Source organism: uncultured Sphingomonas sp. (assembly GCF_936927845.1).
Classification (GTDB): domain Bacteria; phylum Pseudomonadota; class Alphaproteobacteria; order Sphingomonadales; family Sphingomonadaceae; genus Sphingomonas.
Genome location: NZ_CAKZHV010000059.1, coordinates 46,936 through 65,586, shown reverse-complemented (window position 1 = coordinate 65,586; position 18,651 = coordinate 46,936). Strand labels below are relative to the sequence as shown.

Annotated in this window: 19 protein-coding genes and 1 pseudogene; 17 read left to right on the top strand and 3 right to left on the bottom strand. The window is 68.7% G+C overall.

Features of this window, described 5'->3' with window-relative positions:
- Positions 1-37 precede the first annotated feature (37 nt).
- From Q0579_RS10630 to Q0579_RS18295, 4 genes and pseudogenes are all read left to right on the top strand, one after another.
- Entirely contained in the window at positions 38-505 is a 468-nt protein-coding gene (locus Q0579_RS10630) for a regulatory protein RecX (RefSeq protein WP_298812456.1), read from the top strand.
- A 76-nt stretch (positions 506-581) separates the two neighbouring features.
- Positions 582-1,157, top strand: coding sequence for a cold shock protein (locus Q0579_RS10625; protein ID WP_298811987.1), 576 nt, complete (start codon positions 582-584; stop codon positions 1,155-1,157).
- Between the two features lie 41 nt (positions 1,158-1,198).
- Entirely contained in the window at positions 1,199-1,594 is a 396-nt protein-coding gene (locus Q0579_RS10620) for an NADH:ubiquinone oxidoreductase subunit NDUFA12 (protein WP_298811986.1), read from the top strand.
- A gap of 92 nt (positions 1,595-1,686) precedes the next feature.
- Positions 1,687-2,052: pseudogene (locus tag Q0579_RS18295) on the top strand (DUF2155 domain-containing protein); the annotation flags it as partial.
- 35 nt (positions 2,053-2,087) lie between these two features.
- Here the strand turns inward: Q0579_RS18295 and aat are convergent.
- From aat to Q0579_RS10600, 3 genes are read right to left on the bottom strand one after another with little or no spacing between them, the layout of a single operon-like run.
- Positions 2,088-2,807 (bottom strand): leucyl/phenylalanyl-tRNA--protein transferase, encoded by a 720-nt coding sequence (gene aat / locus Q0579_RS10610; protein WP_298811985.1) that lies wholly within the window; start codon positions 2,805-2,807, stop codon positions 2,088-2,090.
- The gene (locus Q0579_RS10605) at positions 2,807-3,514 is read right to left on the bottom strand and encodes a ParA family protein (RefSeq protein WP_298811984.1); all 708 of its coding nucleotides are present in this window, start codon (positions 3,512-3,514) and stop codon (positions 2,807-2,809) included. The genes aat and Q0579_RS10605 overlap by 1 nt, the downstream gene beginning before the upstream one ends.
- Before the next feature lie 56 nt (positions 3,515-3,570).
- The gene (locus Q0579_RS10600; RefSeq protein WP_298811983.1) at positions 3,571-3,957 is read right to left on the bottom strand and encodes a hypothetical protein; all 387 of its coding nucleotides are present in this window, start codon (positions 3,955-3,957) and stop codon (positions 3,571-3,573) included.
- A gap of 180 nt (positions 3,958-4,137) precedes the next feature.
- Here Q0579_RS10600 and Q0579_RS10595 point away from each other — a divergent pair, with 180 nt between their 5' ends.
- The 13 genes from Q0579_RS10595 to murC all read left to right on the top strand — a co-directional run bounded on the left by Q0579_RS10595 (position 4,138) and on the right by murC (position 18,638).
- Positions 4,138-5,115, top strand: coding sequence for a cysteine synthase A (locus tag Q0579_RS10595; protein ID WP_298811982.1), 978 nt, complete (start codon positions 4,138-4,140; stop codon positions 5,113-5,115).
- A 46-nt stretch (positions 5,116-5,161) separates the two neighbouring features.
- Positions 5,162-5,449, top strand: coding sequence for a hypothetical protein (locus Q0579_RS10590; protein WP_298811981.1), 288 nt, complete (start codon positions 5,162-5,164; stop codon positions 5,447-5,449).
- Positions 5,450-5,746: 297 nt separating this feature from the next.
- Complete coding sequence (locus Q0579_RS10585; protein WP_298811980.1) at positions 5,747-6,286, top strand: division/cell wall cluster transcriptional repressor MraZ; 540 nt, start codon at positions 5,747-5,749, stop codon at positions 6,284-6,286.
- The gene (gene rsmH, locus Q0579_RS10580) at positions 6,283-7,218 is read left to right on the top strand and encodes a 16S rRNA (cytosine(1402)-N(4))-methyltransferase RsmH (protein WP_298811978.1); all 936 of its coding nucleotides are present in this window, start codon (positions 6,283-6,285) and stop codon (positions 7,216-7,218) included. The genes Q0579_RS10585 and rsmH overlap by 4 nt, the downstream gene beginning before the upstream one ends.
- A gap of 1 nt (position 7,219) precedes the next feature.
- On the top strand, positions 7,220-7,924 hold the full coding sequence (locus Q0579_RS10575; protein ID WP_298811977.1) for a hypothetical protein: 705 nt from the start codon (positions 7,220-7,222) through the stop codon (positions 7,922-7,924).
- Positions 7,921-9,636, top strand: coding sequence for a penicillin-binding protein 2 (locus Q0579_RS10570; RefSeq protein ID WP_298811975.1), 1,716 nt, complete (start codon positions 7,921-7,923; stop codon positions 9,634-9,636). Before Q0579_RS10575 ends, Q0579_RS10570 begins: the two co-directional genes overlap by 4 nt.
- A 68-nt stretch (positions 9,637-9,704) precedes the next feature.
- Complete coding sequence (locus Q0579_RS10565) at positions 9,705-11,132, top strand: UDP-N-acetylmuramoyl-L-alanyl-D-glutamate--2,6-diaminopimelate ligase (protein ID WP_298811974.1); 1,428 nt, start codon at positions 9,705-9,707, stop codon at positions 11,130-11,132.
- The gene (gene murF / locus Q0579_RS10560) at positions 11,129-12,499 is read left to right on the top strand and encodes a UDP-N-acetylmuramoyl-tripeptide--D-alanyl-D-alanine ligase (RefSeq protein ID WP_298811973.1); all 1,371 of its coding nucleotides are present in this window, start codon (positions 11,129-11,131) and stop codon (positions 12,497-12,499) included. The genes Q0579_RS10565 and murF overlap by 4 nt, the downstream gene beginning before the upstream one ends.
- On the top strand, positions 12,500-13,570 hold the full coding sequence (gene mraY / locus Q0579_RS10555) for a phospho-N-acetylmuramoyl-pentapeptide-transferase (RefSeq protein ID WP_298811972.1): 1,071 nt from the start codon (positions 12,500-12,502) through the stop codon (positions 13,568-13,570).
- Entirely contained in the window at positions 13,567-14,841 is a 1,275-nt protein-coding gene (murD, locus tag Q0579_RS10550) for a UDP-N-acetylmuramoyl-L-alanine--D-glutamate ligase (protein WP_298811971.1), read from the top strand. The genes mraY and murD overlap by 4 nt, the downstream gene beginning before the upstream one ends.
- A gap of 40 nt (positions 14,842-14,881) precedes the next feature.
- The gene (locus tag Q0579_RS10545; protein WP_298811970.1) at positions 14,882-16,096 is read left to right on the top strand and encodes a putative peptidoglycan glycosyltransferase FtsW; all 1,215 of its coding nucleotides are present in this window, start codon (positions 14,882-14,884) and stop codon (positions 16,094-16,096) included.
- Complete coding sequence (murG, locus tag Q0579_RS10540) at positions 16,093-17,238, top strand: undecaprenyldiphospho-muramoylpentapeptide beta-N-acetylglucosaminyltransferase (RefSeq protein WP_298811968.1); 1,146 nt, start codon at positions 16,093-16,095, stop codon at positions 17,236-17,238. The genes Q0579_RS10545 and murG overlap by 4 nt, the downstream gene beginning before the upstream one ends.
- The gene (gene murC, locus Q0579_RS10535; protein ID WP_298811967.1) at positions 17,235-18,638 is read left to right on the top strand and encodes a UDP-N-acetylmuramate--L-alanine ligase; all 1,404 of its coding nucleotides are present in this window, start codon (positions 17,235-17,237) and stop codon (positions 18,636-18,638) included. The genes murG and murC overlap by 4 nt, the downstream gene beginning before the upstream one ends.
- Positions 18,639-18,651 lie beyond the last annotated feature (13 nt).

Here is an 18,651-nt window from a genome sequence, read left to right as displayed (position 1 = left end):
CGCGCCGCCGCCGCTCGATGCCGGATCGCTCGAGGCACTGGCGCTCCGCTACGTCGAACGGTTCGCGACCACGCGCGGGAAACTGTCGGATTATCTCAACCGCAAGATCCGCGAGCGCGGCTGGACGGGCGAACCGGCCGACATCGCGGCGCTGGCGGAGCGGTTCGCCGAGCGCGGCTACGTCGATGATCGCGGCTATGCCGAGATGAAGACCAACGCGCTCGCCCGGCGCGGCTACGGCGAGCGGCGGATCGCCGCCGCGTTGCATGCCGCGCGCGTCAGCGACGCGGATGCGCAGAGTGCGGTCGAGCAGGTGCGCGACGGCGCGTTCGAGCAGGCGATGGCGTTTGCACGGCGCAAGCGGATCGGCCCGTTCGCCCGCGCGCCGGTCGACGACGATCAGCGTCGAAAGCATCTCGCGGCGATGCTGCGCGCGGGCCATGCTTTCGCGATGGCGGCGAAAATTGTACGCATGCAGGAGGTGTGCGACGGTAACGACGATTGACGTGCGCGTTAATTGGCCAAAAGATTGTGCGGCGCATGATGGTTGCTGCGCGTGCGAACGGGAGCTTGGATCAACGGTGCCGGAAGACGCGGCCTTGGCCGACGGCAGGGATGAGCACGCACGCGTTCTCGGCGAGGTGGTCGAGGCGGTGACGGTGTCCGGCACGTTGAAATGGTTCGATGCGACCCGCGGCTTCGGCTTCCTGATCGCCGATCGCGACGGCGTGGGCGACGTGTTGATCCATTTCTCCGTGTTGCAGGAACACGGACGCCGCACGCTGCCCGAGGGTACGCGGATGGAGGTGTCCGCGGTGCGTCGTGCGCGCGGTTACCAGGCGATCGCGGTTCACACGATCGACATCGCGGCCGCCGGCACGATCGTGCGTGACCGCGACCGCGACCGGATCGACCCCGATGCGATGGCGGAGGACGCGGGCGACTGGCAGGACGTGGCGGTCAAATGGTTCAATCGCCTGAAAGGCTACGGCTTCCTCGTCCGCCGCGACGCGCCGGGCGACATCTTCGTCCACATGGAGACGTTGCGGCGCGCGGGTGTGGCGGAGGTCGAACCCGAGCAGCCGCTGCGTGCGCGCATCGTTGACGGGCGCAAGGGTCCGCTCGCCGTCGCAGTTGCCGCGCCCGAGCGCGATTAGCCGGTTTACCCCAAGGGTAGGCGGCGGTAAGCGGGACGGCGATGGGCATCAATCTCAATCCGTTCACCTGGTGGAATGGCGCAACGATCGGCACCATGATCTACGGCCTGCGCGGCAAGCGGCAGGTCGGCGAGGATGGTCTGGGCAACACCTACTGGGAAGGCGGCACCACGCCGCAGGGCACCACGCGCCGCTGGGTGATCTACAAGGGTGCGAATGATACCAGCCGTGTGCCGCCCGACTGGTTCAGCTGGCTGCATCACCAGATCGCCGACGTGCCCGATCAGTCGCTGCCCGCCCCGCGTCAGTGGCAGAAGCCCGCGGTGCCTAACATGACCGGCACGGCGCTCGCTTATCGTCCGTCGGGTGCGCTGGAGAAGGGCGGCAACCGCGCCTCCGCGACCGGCGACTATGAGGCGTGGAGCCCGGACGCGTGAAGCGTGCGGCCGCGATCGGCGGCCTGGTGGTGCTCGCGGCTGGCGCAGGGGCGACCTGGTACGTCGTTGATCGTGCCGGATCGGGCGAGGCGATGCCGCAGCAGGCGCGGGTCAGCCGCGCGGTACCGGCCTCGGCGTCGCGCACGGCCGAGGAGAACGCCGGCGGTGCAACGAACGTGATCGAGGCCGATGCCGCCGCCCCGGTCGATGCGGGCACGACCCCGATGGCGCAGCGCGTCGCGGTGATCGGGCTGCTCAACAAACGCAATGGCGTCAGCCGCGACCTGACGCTCAGGCCTGGGCAGGCGGTACGCGTCGGTGACGTCGTGGTGCGGCTGTCGGCGTGCGAGCAGACCGCGCCATGGGAGCAGCAGACACTGACCGGTGCGTTCGTGCAATTGGACGTGCAGAACATTGACCGGCGGTGGCAGCGCGTCTTCTCGGGCTGGCTCTACAAGGAGCGTCCGCAGCTGAATGTCGTGCTGCACCCGATCTACGATGTCTGGACCAAGAGCTGCGCGATGAGCTTTCCGGGCACCGCCCCCGCTGCACCGGCCGCGTCACCGTCGCCCGCCAGGCGGTCGAGCGCGGCGAAATCGCCGTCCGCGGACACCTCGGACGACGAACCCGCCGATGAACCGATCGCGGCGGCCAGCAACGCCATATAGTCGCGCCGGCTGATCTCGGTCGCGCCGAGTGACGCAAGATGCCTCGTCATGAACTGGCAATCGAGCAGGGTGTAGCCGCCCACGCGCAGTCGCGCGACGAGCGTCGCGATCGCGACCTTCGACGCGTTGGCGACGCGACTGACCATGCTTTCACCGAAAAAGGCCCGGCCGATCGCCAGTCCGTAGAGGCCGCCAACCAGTCGGTCTTCCGCCCAGCACTCGACCGAGTGCGCGTGGCCCATGTCGTGCAGCCGCTGGAAGCATTGTTCGATCGAGCGGTTGATCCATGTCTCGGGGCGGTCGTCGGCACTCTGCGCGCACAGCCTCACGACCTCGCCGAACGCCTGGTCGGCGGTGACGCGGAAGCGGTCGGCGACCACCACCTTCCGCAGCGAGCGGGAGAGATGAAAGCGGTCGAGCGGCATGATCGCGCGGCGGCGCGGCTCGACCCAATAGACGGTCGCCGCATCGCGGCTGTCCGCCATCGGGAACACTCCGACCGAATAGGCGCCGAGCACCAATGCGGGGTCCAGCGGCTCGAACATCAAGCGAGACGTTTCTCGATCCTCTTCCATAAATCGGCAAAGGCGAGTGCCGCGGGCGAGCGCGGCGCGATCTCGCCCAGGCAGCGGCGGTTGGTGGCTGCGCTTTCCACCGCGCTCGCCATCGGGATAACTGGCCAATCGGGATGCCGCGCCAGCGCGTCGCCGTGCAGCGCGCGGCGGCGATCGACCATGACGTGGACCGGCAGCGTCGCGGTGCGTCCGCCCAGGTGCCGGTCGACCTCGCCCCAGGCGCGCTCCGACAGCGCGGAGGGCACGACGGGCACGACGATCAGGTCGGCCGCGCGCGCGACCTGATCGGCAGTTTCGGTCAAGCCCGGCGGACAATCGAGCACCACCCGGTCATGCTCGCCCAGGTCGCCGAGCAAGCGTGCGAGCCGCCGTTTCTTCGCCAGCACGCGGAACAGATGGTTGAGGTCGCGCAGCGACGCGTCCGCGGGCAGCAGGTCCAGCCGGTCGACCGCGGTGACGCGGATCAGTCGCGATGGCGGAACGTGGCGTGAAAAGACAGCGTGCGCGCGCTCGCCGCCGCCGTTCTCGCCCAGCATCCAACTCGACGCCGCCTGCGGATCAAGGTCCCACAACAAGGTGCGCCGCGACGAGAGAGTCGCGGCGCACCAGGCGAGGTTGACGGCAAGCGTCGACTTACCGACGCCGCCTTTAAGGCTGTAGATCGCGATCGTCGCCATCGATGCAAGAGGCTAAGCCCGGCACCGCGCGATGGCAAGCAATCGCCGAGACGCCGTCAGGCGTGGCAGGACAGGGCCGACTTGCCCGGCTGGGTCAACGTCACTTCGGTGGTGTCGCCCGTCATCGACCAGCCGCCGTCCGCAGTCAGCGGCTTGCCCGCTTCGGCGGTCTTCAGCGTCGTCGGCTGACCGTCCTTCTTGGTGCGGACCACCGCCTGCTTGTCGCCCTGGAAGAAGGTGACGTAAACCAGGCTGCCGTCCTTGCAGCGCATCGTCTTGTCCGCCTTGATCGCGGGCGGCAGCTCGACCGGCGCTGCCTTGGCGAGGTTGGCGGCCATCGGATCGGGGTTGGAGTCGACCACTTCGGGGGTTGACTGCGAATTGCATGCCGCAAGCGCGAACAGCGAAGCGACGGCGGCGAGGGGGAGGAAGCGGGTTTTCATAGCGCGGCGGCGCTTCGCGCATGCGGCAAAATAGGTCAAGCTTCGTGCCGCGCCGCGACATAATAAGTCGCACGTTGCGGCTCGTGCGCACGCGATCGCTGCCCGGCGCGAGACGGTGCTTGGACCGCGGCAAGTCACGCTTGCTTGCAGGCGAGGTAACGCAGCACCTATGTGGTTGCGATGGAAACGACCCGCGACACGCTCGCCCTGATCGGCAACACTCCGCTCGTCCGCCTCGCCGGGCCGAGTGAGGCGACCGGCTGCGACATCTTCGGCAAGTGCGAGTTCACCAATCCCGGCGCCAGCGTCAAGGATCGCGCCGCGCTGTCGATCGTCGAGGATGCGGAAGAGCGCGGTCTGCTCGCGCCCGGCGGCACGATCGTTGAAGGAACGGCGGGCAACACCGGCATCGGGCTCGCGCTGGTCGCGAACGCCAAGGGCTACCGCACGATCATCGTCATGCCCGACACGCAGTCTAAGGAGAAGATGGACACGCTGCGTGCGCTCGGCGCCGAGCTGGTCACGGTCCCCGCCGCACCTTACTCATCACCCTGTCATTTCGTACATACTTCGCGTCGGATCGCCGAGGAGACGCCGGGCGCCGTCTGGGCCAACCAGTTCGACAACATCGCCAACCGCCGCGCGCACATCACCGGCACCGCGGAGGAAATCTGGGCGCAAATGGACGGGCGCGTCGATGGCTTCACCTGTGCGGCGGGCACCGGCGGCACGATCGCGGGCGTCGGTCTGGGGCTGAAGGCCAAGGACGAGCGCGTGTGCATCGCGCTCAGCGATCCGCATGGCGCCGCGCTGTACGAATATTACGCCCACGGCGAGCTGCGGTCGGAGGGTTCGTCAGTGGCGGAAGGGATCGGGCAGGGGCGGATCACCGCCAATCTGGAAGGCGCGCCGATCGACACGCAGTTCCGCATCTCGGATCAGGAGGGACTCGACTGGGTCGACCGGCTGCTGCGCGAGGAGGGGTTGTGCCTCGGGCTGTCGTCGGGGATCAACGTTGCAGGCGCAGTCCGGCTGGCGCGTCACCTGGGCCCGGGCAAGCGGATCGCCACGATCCTGTGCGACACCGGATTCCGTTATCTTTCCACGCTCTACGACCCGGCCTGGCTTGCGGCAAAGGGGTTGCGCCGCGCAGCGTGACACGGTTCGACACCTGCGCGATGATCCGTTATCATCGCGCGGTCGCATGAAGCAGCAATCCAATCCCCGTTACGTCGCGGAGCAGGCGCGGCAACGCGTCAAGGTCGGCATGATCGGGCTTGCCGCAGTGGTGCTGCTGATCGGGCTTGCCAGTGCGATATTCTCGACGGTCACGCGCGATCGTCCGGCCTCGCCTGCATCGGTGGCACGGGGTGAAATGGTGGCGCGTGCGGGCGCGGCCGGCGCATCGACGACCGCGGGGAACGAGCCGCTCGCCGAACTCGGCGTGGCGCCCAGTATCGCCAACAATGCGGCACCCGCCGACGACCGTTAGGTTAGGCGCGCCCGCCGGTGGGTAAACGCTGTCCGACCGCGTGAAATGGGTGTGATTTCTGACCTAAATAACCAGCAAACAACGTAAGTTAGCGGCCGTAATTCGGAACAAAAAAGGAACTGTAAAGAAGCTGTTGCACGACGATCACATTAAACCAATCGGTTACGCGATTTCCCCGGAATTCCCCGGAAATCCCTTCCGCTCCCAGAAGCTTTGCGCTACATCAGCTTCGACATTGGGGGCAGCACCAACGTTGTAAACAGGCAGGCTTGAGCGTGGGGCGACGATGGTCGTTCGATGGGCAGCGCGGTCTTGTACCCCGAGTGCGAGGTGGGCGTGGCCGAACGGGTGGACTATCAGGGAAAGGGGCTCGGTCTTGTCGATGACAAGGGCCGTGTTGCTATTCCCAACACCCTGCGCGCCGCCTTGGCGAAGAACAGCCCGCGCGACGATGGCAAGGACGGCGGCACCGTGATCATCGCCGCGCATCCGCACTACCGCTGCCTGATCGCCTATGATCCCGGTTTCGTGCCGATTCACAAGGCAAAGCTCGAGGCGCGCGAGGCCGCGGACGAGTTAAAGGAAGGTCGCACCGACTGGAACATCCTTGATCGCGCCGGCGCGGCCGAGCCGCTGCCGTTCGACGGCTCGGGCCGCTTCATCATGCCCGCGTTCGAACGCCGCTACGCGCGGATCGCCGGCGCGGCGGTGTTCCTGGGTTCGTTCAACTGGATCACGATCTGGTCGCCCGCGCTGCTGCTCGACACGTCGGACGTCGACCCGTTCATCCGCGAGTTCGTGGAATTCACCTGCGAGGAAAAGGGGATCGCGCTGTGAGCCAATCCCCGCATATCCCCGTACTGCTCGACGAGGTGATCGCCGCGCTCGCGCCCGCGCCCGGCGAGCGTCATGTCGACGCGACCTTTGGCGCCGGCGGTTACACGCGCGCGCTGCTCGCAGCGGGGGCGGAAGTGATCGCGTTTGACCGCGACCCCGACGCGATTGCGGCCGGCCGCGCGCTCGAGGCGGCGGAGCCGCGACTGACATTGGTCGCCGGCGACTTCTCGACGATGGAGCAGGCGCTGGCGGACCGCGGCAAGCTGCCAGTCGACGGCGTGACGATGGACATCGGTGTTTCCTCCATGCAGCTCGACCAGGCCGAGCGTGGCTTCTCGTTCCAGGCTGACGGTCCGCTCGACATGCGGATGAGCCAGGACGGGCCGAGCGCGGCCGATTTCCTCAACACCGCCGATGAGCAAGAGATCGCCGACGTGCTCTACCGTTACGGCGACGAGCCCAAATCGCGGCGTGTCGCGCGTTTCGTGGTCGCGGCGCGTCCGCTGACGACCACGGCGCAATTCGCGAGCGTCGTACGCCGCGCGCTGGGGCATCGCCCGCACGAGAAGAAGGATCCCGCGACGCGCGCGTTTCAGGCGGTGCGAATCCACGTCAACCGCGAGCTCGACGAACTGGCGGACGGGCTCGCCGCGGCCGAGCGCGTGCTGGCACCGGGCGGGCGCTTGGCGGTGGTCACCTTCCACAGTCTGGAGGATCGCATGGTGAAGCGTTTCCTGCGCGAGCGCGGCGGCGCCGCGCCTTCGGGATCGCGCCACCTGCCCGTGGCCGCGGCGGCAGCGCCGGCGGCGTTCGAGAATCTGTCCCGCGCGATCCGCGCGGGTGAGGCGGAGCTGGCGGCGAACCCGCGCGCGCGCTCCGCGACCCTTCGTGCCGCACGGCGTAGCGCGGCATCTGTTCCTGTGGAGGCGTAACGTGGTGGCATTGTACCGATTGAAAGGGCTCGGCTGGCTGTCGAGCTGCGCGCTGGTCGCGATCGGTTTCTATCTCGTCTCCTCGCAGGTCGCTGCCGAGCGAAAGCGGTTGCAGATGGTCGACGTCAAAATCGCGAGCGCCGAGCGCGACATACGCGCGCTCGAGACCGAGTTCGACGTTCGCTCCAACCTCGCGCAGCTCGAACGCTGGAACGGTAACACGCTGGCGTTGACCGTTCCCACGACCCAGCAGTTCGTGCGCGACGAGACCGCGCTCGCCGGGCTTTCGCCGCGCGACATGGTCCCGCTCCAGCCTGGGGGCGAGGGCGCGGTGCAGACCGCCTCGCTGATCGTGCCGTCCTCGCCGATGACCGTCGCGCCGCCTGCCACCACGCCCGCCGCGGCACCGGTGATCGTCAAGGCGGTCGTGACCAAGCCGGTGACGGCACCGCGCTACGACGCGGTTCGCGTCGCGCATGTCGTCGCAGCGACGCCGGCGCCGGCGGCGCGGCCCGCGTCGTTGCCTGCGCCCGCGGTCGCGACGGCGCGCGTGCTGATCCGCCAGGCGATCGCGCATGCGAGTGATCGTCCCCACGCCGACCGCAACGTCCGCTCGGTCGCGATGATCGACAATTCGCTGCTCAGCGCCGGCACGCTCGGCGATCTGGCAAGCGGCGCGCGCGCGGAACGGAGCCGCCTGCGGTGACCACGCTGGTCGCGCGTCCTATTCGCCAGACCCGGAACGTCGATCAGCGCCACGCCTTGGTTGCGACGCAGCACATGCGTCTGATGGTGCTGATGCTGCTGTTCGCGGCGGGTGTGTTGGCGATCATCGCGCGGCTCGCGCTGCTCGGAATATTGTCGGGCGGCGAGGAGGCCCTGTCCAACCGTCTGACCGCGCCGCGCGGCGACATCGTCGATCGCAACGGGCAACCGCTCGCACGCACGATCGACGCGTGGACGATAGCGGTGCACCCGCGCAAGTTGATCGGCGACCCGACCGAGATTGCGCAGCGGCTAGCCGACCTGATGCCCGATCGCGGCAATCAGGCATGGTTCTACCAGCAGATCACCAAGTCATCGAGCTTCGTCTACCTGAACCGTCGCGCCAGCCCCGCGCTGGTCGAGGCGGTGAATGCGATCGGTGAACCCGGCATCGTGTTCGAGCGCGAGACGCAGCGACTGTACCCGCAGAGCTCGCTCGCGGCGCACGTGCTGGGCTTCATCAGCAACGGCACCGGCATGAGCGGGATCGAGCGCGCGCTGAACGACCGGCTGACCAATCCGGCGACCGAAGCGAAGCCTGTGCAATTGTCGATCGACAGCCGCGCGCAGGCGGCGATGGAGAGCGAGCTCGGCCGCGCGATGACGACCTTCTCGGCGCGCGGCGGCGGCGGCATCGTGCTCGACGTCGCGACCGGCGAGGTGATCGCGATGGTGTCGCTGCCGACGTTCAACCCCAACCGCGTCGGCCGCGCGGGGCTCGACGAGTTGCGCAACGTGACGACGCAGAGCGTGTTCGAGCTCGGCTCCACCTTCAAGCCGATCACCATGGCGACCGCGATCGACAACGGCGTCGTCACTTCGATGCAGCGCCGCTTCGATGCGACCCACCCGCTGCAGGTCGGCCGGTTCACGATCCACGACGAGCGTGGCGATCCGAAGCGCTGGCTCAACATGGCGGAAACGCTGATCTATTCCTCGAATGTCGCGACCGCGCGCGTCGCGGACGAGGTCGGACCGGCGCGCATGCAGGCGATGTTCAAGAAGCTCGGCTTCGACACCCCGCCCGACATCGAATTGCGCGAGAAGGGCCGCCCGCTGCTGCCGAGCTACTGGGCACGCACCACGACGATGACAACCGCCTACGGCCACGGCATTGCGGTGACCCCGCTCCATCTCGCCAGCGCCTATGCGGCACTCGTCAACGGCGGTACGTGGCGGCCGGCGACGCTGTTGAAGGTCGCGCCGGGGCATCAGGTCGCGGGGCGCCGCGTGATCAGCGAACAGACCAGCGCGCGGATGCGACAGATGCTGCGCCTCGTCGTGCTGCGTGGCACCGGGCGCAAGGGTGACGCACCCGGCTACCGCGTCGGCGGCAAGACGGGTACCGCCGAGGCCGCGGTCGCGGGCGGCTACGACCGGTCGCGCAACGTCGCGACGTTCGCCGCCGCCTTCCCGATGGACGCGCCGCGCTACGTCGTCGTCGCGATGCTCGACTCGCCGCTCGGCACCAAGGACACCTACGGCTGGAAGACCGCGGCGTGGAACGCGGCGCCCGTTGTCGGACGCACGATCGCGCGGATCGGCGCGATGCTGGGCGTGACGCCCGACGATCGCCGCGACGTTGACGTGTCTGACATTCTGCCGACATTGTGGCAGGACCCCTCGCGCGCGCCGACCAGCGGCGGGCAGTGAGCAGGAAAGTCTCGGGAGGACGGGAGCCTCGCCTTGAACGGAGTTGAACGAGTGAAAGGGCAGGGCGAATGAGGTTGTCGGCCCTGACCGATACCAGCGGCGGCGCAGACGAGGCGATCGTCACCGGCTTCGCGATTGATCACCGCAAGGTTGCGCCGGGAACGATCTTCGGCGCGTTCGAGGGCGCGCGCGTCAACGGCGAGGACTTCATCCCCGCCGCGATTGAGGCTGGCGCGGTCGCGGTGGTGGCGCGTCCCGAGGCGCGGGTCGAGGGCGCCCTCCACATCGCCGACTATTCCCCGCGCGAGCGTTTCGCCAAGCTCGCGGCGCGCTTCTTCGCGCCGTTCCCCGCCAAGACGGTCGCGGTCACGGGCACCAACGGCAAGACTTCGACCGTCGAGATGACGCGCCAATTGTGGCGGATGGCAGGGCATCACGCCGCCTCGATCGGCACGCTGGGGGTCACCACCGCCGACGAGCGCGTCGTGACCGGCCTGACCACGCCCGACGTCGTCACCTTTCTGTCGAACGTCGCGGGGCTGGCGCGCGAGGGCGTGACGCATCTGGCGTTCGAGGCGTCCAGCCACGGGCTCAGCCAATACCGCACTGAGGGGCTGCGCGTGGCGGCGGCGGCGTTCACCAATCTCAGCCGCGACCACCTCGACTATCACGGTGACATGGCGGCCTATTTCACCGCCAAGCTGCGGCTGTTCTCCGAAGTCCTCGCCGACGATGGCACGGCGGTCGTCTGGGCCGACGATCCGCAATCCGAACGCGTCATCGATCTCGCGCGCGAGCGTGGCAATCGGGTGCTGACGGTGGGCGAACACGGCGACGACCTGCGGCTCGTCTCGCGCGCGCCGACCTTGCTTGGGCAGGGGTTGGTGGTCGCCACGTCGGACGGGACCGAGCACCGCGTCAACCTGCCGCTGATCGGCGGTTATCAGGCGGCGAACGCGCTGCTGTCGGCCGCGCTTGTCATTGCGACGGGAGGCGAGTCCGGCGCGACACTCGCCGGGCTCGCGCGGTTGCAGCCGGTGCGCGGGCGGCTGGAGCGCGCGGCGATCGCCACGTCGGGCGCGCCGATCTACGTCGATTACGCGCATACCCCCGACGCGCTGGAGGCGGCGGTCGCCGCACTGCGTCCCCACGTCGCCGGACGACTGATTCTCGTCTTCGGTGCGGGCGGTGACCGTGACCAGGGTAAGCGCGCGCCGATGGGGAAGGTGGCAGCCAATCAGGCAGACGTCGTGATCGTCACCGACGACAATCCGCGCGGCGAGGATGCGGCGGCGATCCGGCGCGACGTGCTGGAGGGCGCGCCGGGCGCGACCGAGATCGGCGACCGTCGCGCCGCGATCGCGCACGCGGTCGAGATCGCGCGCGCCGACGACATCGTGCTCGTCGCGGGTAAGGGGCATGAACAGGGACAGATCGTCGGCGACATGGTGCTCCCGTTCGACGATGTCGCGGTTGCGCGCGAGGTGGCGGCATGAGCCTTTGGACCGCCGCCGAGATCGCCGCCGCGACGCAGGGACGCACGAGCGCCGACTTCGCGGTCGAGGGCGTCGCATTCGACTCGCGCGAGGTGGGGCCGGGCGACCTGTTCGTCGCGTTGACCGGTGAGACGACCGACGGTCACCGCTTTCTCGATCAGGCATTCACGCAGGGCGCGGCCGGCGCGCTCGTCTCGCGCGTGATCAACCACCCCACGGTAGAAGTCGCCGACACGTTCGCGGCGCTGGAAGACCTCGGTCGCGCCGCGCGCGCGCGGGTTAAAGGCAAGGTGATCGGCGTCACGGGGTCGGTCGGCAAGACATCGACCAAGGAGGCCCTGTTCGCCGCGCTCGATCGCTCGCCGTCGGTCAGCGCGCATCGATCGGTGAAGAGCTACAACAATCACACCGGCGTGCCCTTGAGCCTCGCGCGCATGCCGCAGGGCAGCGATTTTGCGGTGCTCGAAATGGGAATGAACCATCCCGGCGAGCTCGCGCACCTGACCACGCTGGTGCGCCCGCACGTCGCGCTGATCACCGCGATCGCGCCCGCGCACACCGAATTTTTCCCGCACGAGGCCGCGATTGCCGACGCGAAGGGTGAGATTTTCCGCGGGCTGGAGCCGGGCGGGGTTGCGATCGTGCCGCACGACAGCCCGCACCGCGACCGCCTGATCGCCGCGGCCGAGCCTTATGCGGCCCGCATCGTCACCTTCGGGCTCGACCGCGCGGCGGACGTGCACGCGATCGAGATGGCGCGCGCGAGCCACGGCGGCACCTTCGTCACCGCGCGCGTCGGCGAGCACGAACTAAGCCTGACCGTCGCACAAGCCGGCGCGCACTGGGTGTCGAACGCGCTGGCGGTGCTCGCGGCGGTCGACGCGGTCGGGGGCGATCTGGCGCTCGCCGGGCTCGCGCTGGCCGAACTCGGCGGGCTCGCCGGGCGCGGCGCGCGCAGCGAGATCGCGGTGGGTGACGGACACGCGCTGCTGATCGACGAGAGCTACAACGCCAACCCCGCCTCGGTCGCGGCGACGCTCGCGGTTCTCGCCGAACAGCCGGGGCGCCACGTCGCCGTGCTGGGCGAAATGCGCGAGCTCGGTGACAAAAGCGCCGACTATCACGCCGGTCTCGCGCCAGCCGTCATCGCCGCACGCGTCGAGCTGGCCGTGCTCGTCGGTGAAGCGATGGGCGCGCTCGCGCAAGCGCTTGAGGGGCGGGTCGATTTCGTTCATGTGCCCGACGCCGCCGCCGCGCTGGACCACGTGACACGTGTGATCGCGCCGGGCGATGCGGTGCTCGTAAAGGGGTCGAACGGGGTGGGGCTGGCGCGGGTCGTCGCTGGCCTGCCGGGCGGGAACAGGTAAGTGCTTTATTGGATCGCGCAGCATCTCGGCTTCCCGAGCGTGCTCAATCTCATCCGTTACCAGTCGTTCCGCACCGGCGCGGCGGTCGCGACCGCGCTGCTAATCGGGCTGATCATCGGACCACGTTTTATCGGCTGGCTGCGTGTACGCCAGGGCAAGGGTCAGCCGATCCGCGCCGACGGTCCGCAGACGCATCTCGCCAAACGCGGCACGCCGACGATGGGCGGGTTGATGATCCTGACCAGCGTGTCGCTGGCGATGTTGTTGTGGATGGATCTGCGCAACCCCTTCGTCTGGGCGTGCGCGTTCGTGACGCTCGGCTTCGGCGCGATCGGCTTCCTCGACGATTACGACAAGGTGCGAAAGGCGAGCACCGCGGGCGTGCCGGGTCGGGTGCGCCTGTTGCTCGAATTCGCCATCGCCGGGATCGCGGCGTGGATCATCATGCAGGAAAACGGCTCCGGGCTCTTCCTGCCGTTCACCAACCGCTATTACATCGATCTGGGCTATTTTTACCCGATCTTCGCCGCGTTCGTGATCGTCTCGTTCGGCAATGCGGTGAACCTGACCGACGGCCTAGACGGGCTGGCGACCATGCCGGTGATTATCGCCTCGGTCGCATTCATGGTGATCGTGTATCTGGCGGGCAACGTGAAGTTCGCCGACTATCTCGGTATCCCGCACGTGCCCCGCGCGGGTGAACTCGCCATCTTCTGCGGCGCGGTGGTGGGCGCAGGGCTCGCCTTCCTGTGGTACAATGCGCCGCCCGCTGCCGTCTTCATGGGCGACACCGGCAGCCTCGCGCTCGGCGGCGCGCTCGGCACGATGGCGGTGGTCGCGCACCACGAGATCGTGCTCGGTATCATCGGCGGGCTGTTCGTGGTCGAGGCGCTCTCCGTCATCATTCAGGTGTTCGTGTACAAGCGGACGGGCAAGCGCGTGTTCCGCATGGCGCCGATCCACCACCACTTCGAGCAGCTCGGCTGGAGCGAGCCGACGGTGGTGATCCGTTTCTGGATCATCAGCCTCGTGCTGGCGCTCGCCGGTCTTTCGACGCTGAAGCTCAGATGATTGTCGCGCGCGCCTGGGCGGGGAAGCGCTACGCGGTGTTGGGGCTCGCGCGCTCGGGCGCGGCGACGGTCGCTGCGCTGGTGGCGGCGGGCGCCGAGGTGGTGGCGTGGGACAGCGATCCGGCGCGGCGGGACGGCGTGACGGGTGCGCAGATTGCCGACCTCGACACGCTCGACCTCGCGAGCTTCGACGCGCTGGTCGTCTCGCCCGGCGTGCCGCTCAACACGCACCCGCTCGCCGCCCGCGCGCGTGCGGCTGGCGTGCCGATCATCGGCGACATCGAATTATTCGCGCAAGCCCGGGCCGAGCTGCCGCCGCACAAGGTCGTCGGCATCACCGGCACCAACGGCAAGTCGACCACCACCGCGCTCACCCGTCACATCTGCGCGGTAGCAGAGCTGCCGGTGTTGATGGGCGGCAACATCGGGCTGCCGATCCTGGGCCAGGAGCCGTTGGCCGAAGGCGGTGTCTACGTGCTCGAATTGTCGAGCTACCAGATCGACCTGACGCAGACGCTCGACTGCGACGTGGCGGTGCTGCTCAACATCACGCCCGACCACCTCGACCGCTATGACGGGTTCGATGCCTATGCCGCGTCAAAGGCGCGGCTGTTCGCGATGCAGTCGGCAGCGCATGACGCGATCATCGGGACGGGTGACGCGGCCTCTGCACGCGTCGCGGCCGAGGTCGGTGATCGCGCCACTCGCCTCGCCGAGGGGCCGGATTTCGATCAGGCGCGCTGGCCAGCCCTACAGGGACCGCACAACGCGCAGAATGCCGCCGCCGCGATTGCCGTCGCGCGCGCGCTCGGCATCGCCGACGATGTGATTGAGCAGGCGCTCGCGAGCTTCACCGGCCTGCCGCACCGGATGGAGCGTGTCGCGACGCTCGGCGGGGTCACCTGGTACGACGACAGCAAGGCGACCAACCCGGAAAGCACCGCGCCCGCGCTCGCGGCCTTTCCGCGCGTCCACTGGATCGTCGGCGGGCGCGCCAAGGGTGACGACCTCGACGCCTGTCTGCCGCATCTGGGCCACGTCGCGCGTGCATACACGATCGGCGAGGCGGGGCCCCGTTTCGCCGAGGTGCTGCGCCCGCACGTTCCCGTGGCCGAGGTCGAGACGCTGGAGCGTGCGGTGAAGCTCGCCGCGCAGGAGGCCGCGCGCGGCGAGGTGGTGCTGCTGTCACCCGCCGCCGCTTCGTTCGACCAGTTCCGCGACTACGAACATCGCGGGCGCGCTTTCCGCGAGGCGGTCGAGGCGCTGGCATGACGGCGCGCGGCGAGACTGTGTACGGCGTAGGGGTACAGCCATGAACGACATGCAGGCGATCCGTCGCGGGCGGTTGCAGGGACGCGGCGGGCGCGGCGATCCGTCGCCGCTCGGCACGTGGTTCTGGGACATTGACCGCGTGCTGCTGCTGCTCGCCTTGTTCCTGATCGCGATCGGGCTGATCGCGGTGGCGGCCGGCTCTCCGGCGACCGCGGTGCGCTACTCGGGCGAGCACGTGAAGTTCACGCCGCTGCATTATTTCTGGCGACAGGTGATGTGGGTCGCGGTCGCGCTGCCCGTGCTGTTCGGTGTCTCGATGCTGCCGGTCACGCTTGCCCGGCGCATGTCGCTGGTCGGGGCAGGGGTGTGCGTCGCGTTGCTGGCAATCACGCCGGTCCTTGGCGTCACCGTCAACGGCGCGCGGCGCTGGATCGGGTTCGGCTTCGCGCAATTCCAGCCGTCGGAGTTCCTCAAACCCTTCTTCGTCGTCACCGTCGCCTATTTGCTTTCGTTGAAGGCGCGCGACGAGGAATTGCCCGCGACCGTCATCACCGCGGCGATGACCGCGATGGTCGCGGTCCTGCTGATGCTCCAACCCGATTTCGGTCAGACGATCATCTTCTGCTCGATCTGGCTCGCGCTGATCGTGATCGCGGGCACGCCGACGCGCACGATCTTGGGGTTGCTCGCGATGGTGCCGGTCGGACTGGTCGCAGCCTATGTGTTCTACGGCACTGCGCGTGCGCGCATCGACGCGTTCTTGTTCCCCGGCATAGAGGGGGAGGGCGCGAGCGACCATTTCCAGACCAACGCCGCACATAACACGCTGACCGCGGGCGGCTGGTTCGGCACCGGTCCCGGTGGCGGCAGCGCGAAGTTCGGCCTGCCCGAGGCGCATACCGATTATATCTTCTCGGTGATCGGTGAGGAATTCGGGCTGATCGCGTGCATGATCGTCGCGCTGGTCTTTCTGGCGATCGTCGTGCGTGTGTTCGTCAAGCTGCTCGACGAGCAGGACAGCTTCAAGCTGCTCGCGGCATCCGGGCTGGCGGTGCAGTTCGGCGCGCAAGCGCTCGTCTCGATGGCGGTCAACACCGGGCTCGCCCCGTCGAAGGGCATGACGCTGCCGTTCATCAGCTACGGCGGATCGTCGATGGTGGCGTTGTCGATCGGGATGGGGTTGCTCCTGGCGTTCACCCGGCGCAACCCGTTCCTGATGCGTAGTCCTTATATCAACCGCTGGAACGCTGCATGACGCGTGCGCGCTCGTTCGTCCTCGCTGCCGGGGGTACCGGCGGTCACATGGTTCCCGCCGCGGCGCTCGGCGCCGAGCTGATGCGGCGCGGGCACCGCGTCGCGCTGGTCAGCGACGCGCGCGGTGTGCGCTTCCCCGGGTTGTTCGACGGCGTCGAGACGCACGTCATTCCCGCCGGACGCTTCGCCGGCGGGCCGCTCGGCTGGGCAAAGGCCGCGCGGCAGATGGTCGAGGGTCGCCGCGTCGCGCGCGAGCTCTACCGCTCGCTCAAGCCCGCCGCCGTGATCGGCTTCGGCGGTTATCCGGCGTTCCCGGCACTCTCCGCCGCTTTCGCAGCCGGCATTCCGACCGCGGTGCACGAGCAGAACGCCGTGCTCGGCCGCGTCAACCGCCTGGTCGCGCGCCGCGTCGACGCGATCGCGACCAGCTATCCCAACACCGAGCGATTGAAGCCGGCCTACGCGAACAAGGTCCACCTCGTCGGCAATCCGGTGCGCGAGGCGGTGCTGAACTTGCGCAGTCGCCCTTATCCGTTGCTGGAGGAGGACGGCATCTTTCGCGTGCTCGTCACCGGCGGTAGCCAGGGTGCGAGTGTGCTTAGCCAGGTCGTGCCCGACGGTCTCGCGATGCTGCCGGTCGCGTTTCGCCGCCGGTTGCAGGTGACGCACCAGGCGCGCATCGAGGACATCGACGCCGCGCGCGAGAAATATGCGAGCCTGGAGATCGCCGCCGACCTCGCCACCTATCTGCCCGACATTCCCGAGCAGCTGGCCTGGGCGCACCTCGTCATCGCGCGCGCGGGCGCGTCGACGATCGCCGAACTGACCGCCGCCGGGCGCCCCGCGATCCTCGTGCCGCTGCCCGGCGCGACCGACGACCACCAGACCGCGAATGCGCGCGCGATCACCGCTGCGGGCGGCGCGCGCACGATCCCGCAGCCGCAATTTACCCCGACCGAGCTCGCCAAGCAGATGCAGAAGCTCGGGCTCGATCCTGCCGCGCTGGAGAATGCCGCCGGCCGCGCGCGCGCCTGCGGGATGCCCGACGCGGTCAGCGACCTCGCCGATCTGGTCGAGAGCCTCGACGCGCCGCGCGCGCCGGTCCACGTCGCGCGGGTGCAGCAGAAGGAAGCATTTGCGTGAAGGGCGTCGCGACCGACATCGGCACGATCCACTTCGTCGGGATTGGCGGCATCGGCATGTCTGGCATCGCCGAGGTCATGCATAACCTCGGCTATTCGGTGCAGGGCAGCGACGTGGCGGAAGGATACGTGGTCGAGGGACTGCGCGCGCGCGGGATCCCGGTGACGATCGGCCACTCGGCGGCGAATGTCGCGGACGCGGCGGTGGTCGTCACCTCGACCGCGGTGAAGCGCGGCAACCCGGAAGTGGAGGCCGCGCTCGACCGCCGCGTGCCCGTGGTGCGCCGCGCGGAAATGCTCGCCGAGCTGATGCGGCTCAAATCCACCGTTGCGGTCGCGGGCACGCACGGCAAGACGACGACGACCTCGATGGTCGCCGCGCTGCTCGACGCGGGCGGGGTTGACCCGACCGTGATCAACGGCGGGATCATCAACAGCTACGGCTCGAACGCGCGGCTGGGCGCGTCGGACTGGATGGTGGTCGAGGCGGACGAGAGCGACGGTAGCTTCCTGCGGCTGGACGGCACGATCGCGGTCGTCACCAACATCGATCCCGAGCACCTCGACCATTACGGCAGCTTCGAGCGCGCCAAGGACGCGTACGTCGAGTTCGTCGAGAACGTGCCCTTCTACGGCGCGGCGCTGCTCTGCCTAGATCATCCGGAGGTGCAGGCGCTGATCCCGCGCGTGCGCGATCGCCGCATCGTCACCTACGGTTTCGCGGCCTCGGCCGACGTGCGCGGCGTCAACGTGTCGCCTTATCCCGGCGGCAATCGCTTCGAGGCGCTGATCCGCTCACGCGACGGCGCGACCCGCTCGATCGAGGGGATCGACCTGCCGATGCCCGGCCGCCACAACGTCCAGAACGCGCTCGCCGCGATCGGCGTCGCGCTCGAACTCGGCATCGACGACGCGACGATTGGGCGCGGGTTCGAGAAGTTCGGCGGGGTCAAGCGGCGCTTCACCAAGGTTGGCGAAGTCGCCGGCGCCACTATTATCGACGATTACGGCCACCACCCGGTCGAGATCCGCGCCGTGCTCGCGGCCGCGCGCGAATCGGCACAGGGACGCGTCATCGCGGTGGTGCAACCGCACCGCTACTCGCGGCTCGGCAATCTGATGGACGACTTCCAGGGCGCGTTCAACGACGCCGACGCGGTGTACGTGACGCCGGTCTATGCCGCGGGCGAGGTACCGGTCGAGGGCGTCGACGCCGAGGCGCTGGTCGCCGGACTGCGCCGACGCGGGCACCGCGACGTGCACACGGTCAGGGACGCCGATGCGCTGGCGGACGCGCTGGCGAGCGAGGTGCGCGGCGGCGATCAGGTGATCTGCCTGGGCGCGGGCGACATCACGAAGTGGGCCGCGGGACTCGCGCCGGCGATCGAGGCACGCCGGTGATGGCAGCCGACGA

Excerpts from the sequence above, each read along its gene's own strand:
- Q0579_RS10620 (WP_298811986.1), top strand. The coding sequence starts at position 1,199 with ATGGGCATCAATCTCAATCCGTTCACCTGGTGGAATGGCGCAACGATC.
- murF (WP_298811973.1), top strand. The coding sequence starts at position 11,129 with ATGAGCCTTTGGACCGCCGCCGAGATCGCCGCCGCGACGCAGGGACGC.
- Q0579_RS10585 (WP_298811980.1), top strand. The coding sequence starts at position 5,747 with ATGGGCAGCGCGGTCTTGTACCCCGAGTGCGAGGTGGGCGTGGCCGAA.
- murG (WP_298811968.1), top strand. The coding sequence starts at position 16,093 with ATGACGCGTGCGCGCTCGTTCGTCCTCGCTGCCGGGGGTACCGGCGGT.
- Q0579_RS10590 (WP_298811981.1), top strand. The coding sequence starts at position 5,162 with ATGAAGCAGCAATCCAATCCCCGTTACGTCGCGGAGCAGGCGCGGCAA.
- Q0579_RS10595 (WP_298811982.1), top strand. The coding sequence starts at position 4,138 with ATGGAAACGACCCGCGACACGCTCGCCCTGATCGGCAACACTCCGCTC.
- murD (WP_298811971.1), top strand. The coding sequence starts at position 13,567 with ATGATTGTCGCGCGCGCCTGGGCGGGGAAGCGCTACGCGGTGTTGGGG.
- Q0579_RS10565 (WP_298811974.1), top strand. The coding sequence starts at position 9,705 with ATGAGGTTGTCGGCCCTGACCGATACCAGCGGCGGCGCAGACGAGGCG.
- aat (WP_298811985.1), bottom strand. The coding sequence starts at position 2,807 with ATGTTCGAGCCGCTGGACCCCGCATTGGTGCTCGGCGCCTATTCGGTC.
- Q0579_RS10545 (WP_298811970.1), top strand. The coding sequence starts at position 14,882 with ATGAACGACATGCAGGCGATCCGTCGCGGGCGGTTGCAGGGACGCGGC.
- Q0579_RS10600 (WP_298811983.1), bottom strand. The coding sequence starts at position 3,957 with ATGAAAACCCGCTTCCTCCCCCTCGCCGCCGTCGCTTCGCTGTTCGCG.
- Q0579_RS10605 (WP_298811984.1), bottom strand. The coding sequence starts at position 3,514 with ATGGCGACGATCGCGATCTACAGCCTTAAAGGCGGCGTCGGTAAGTCG.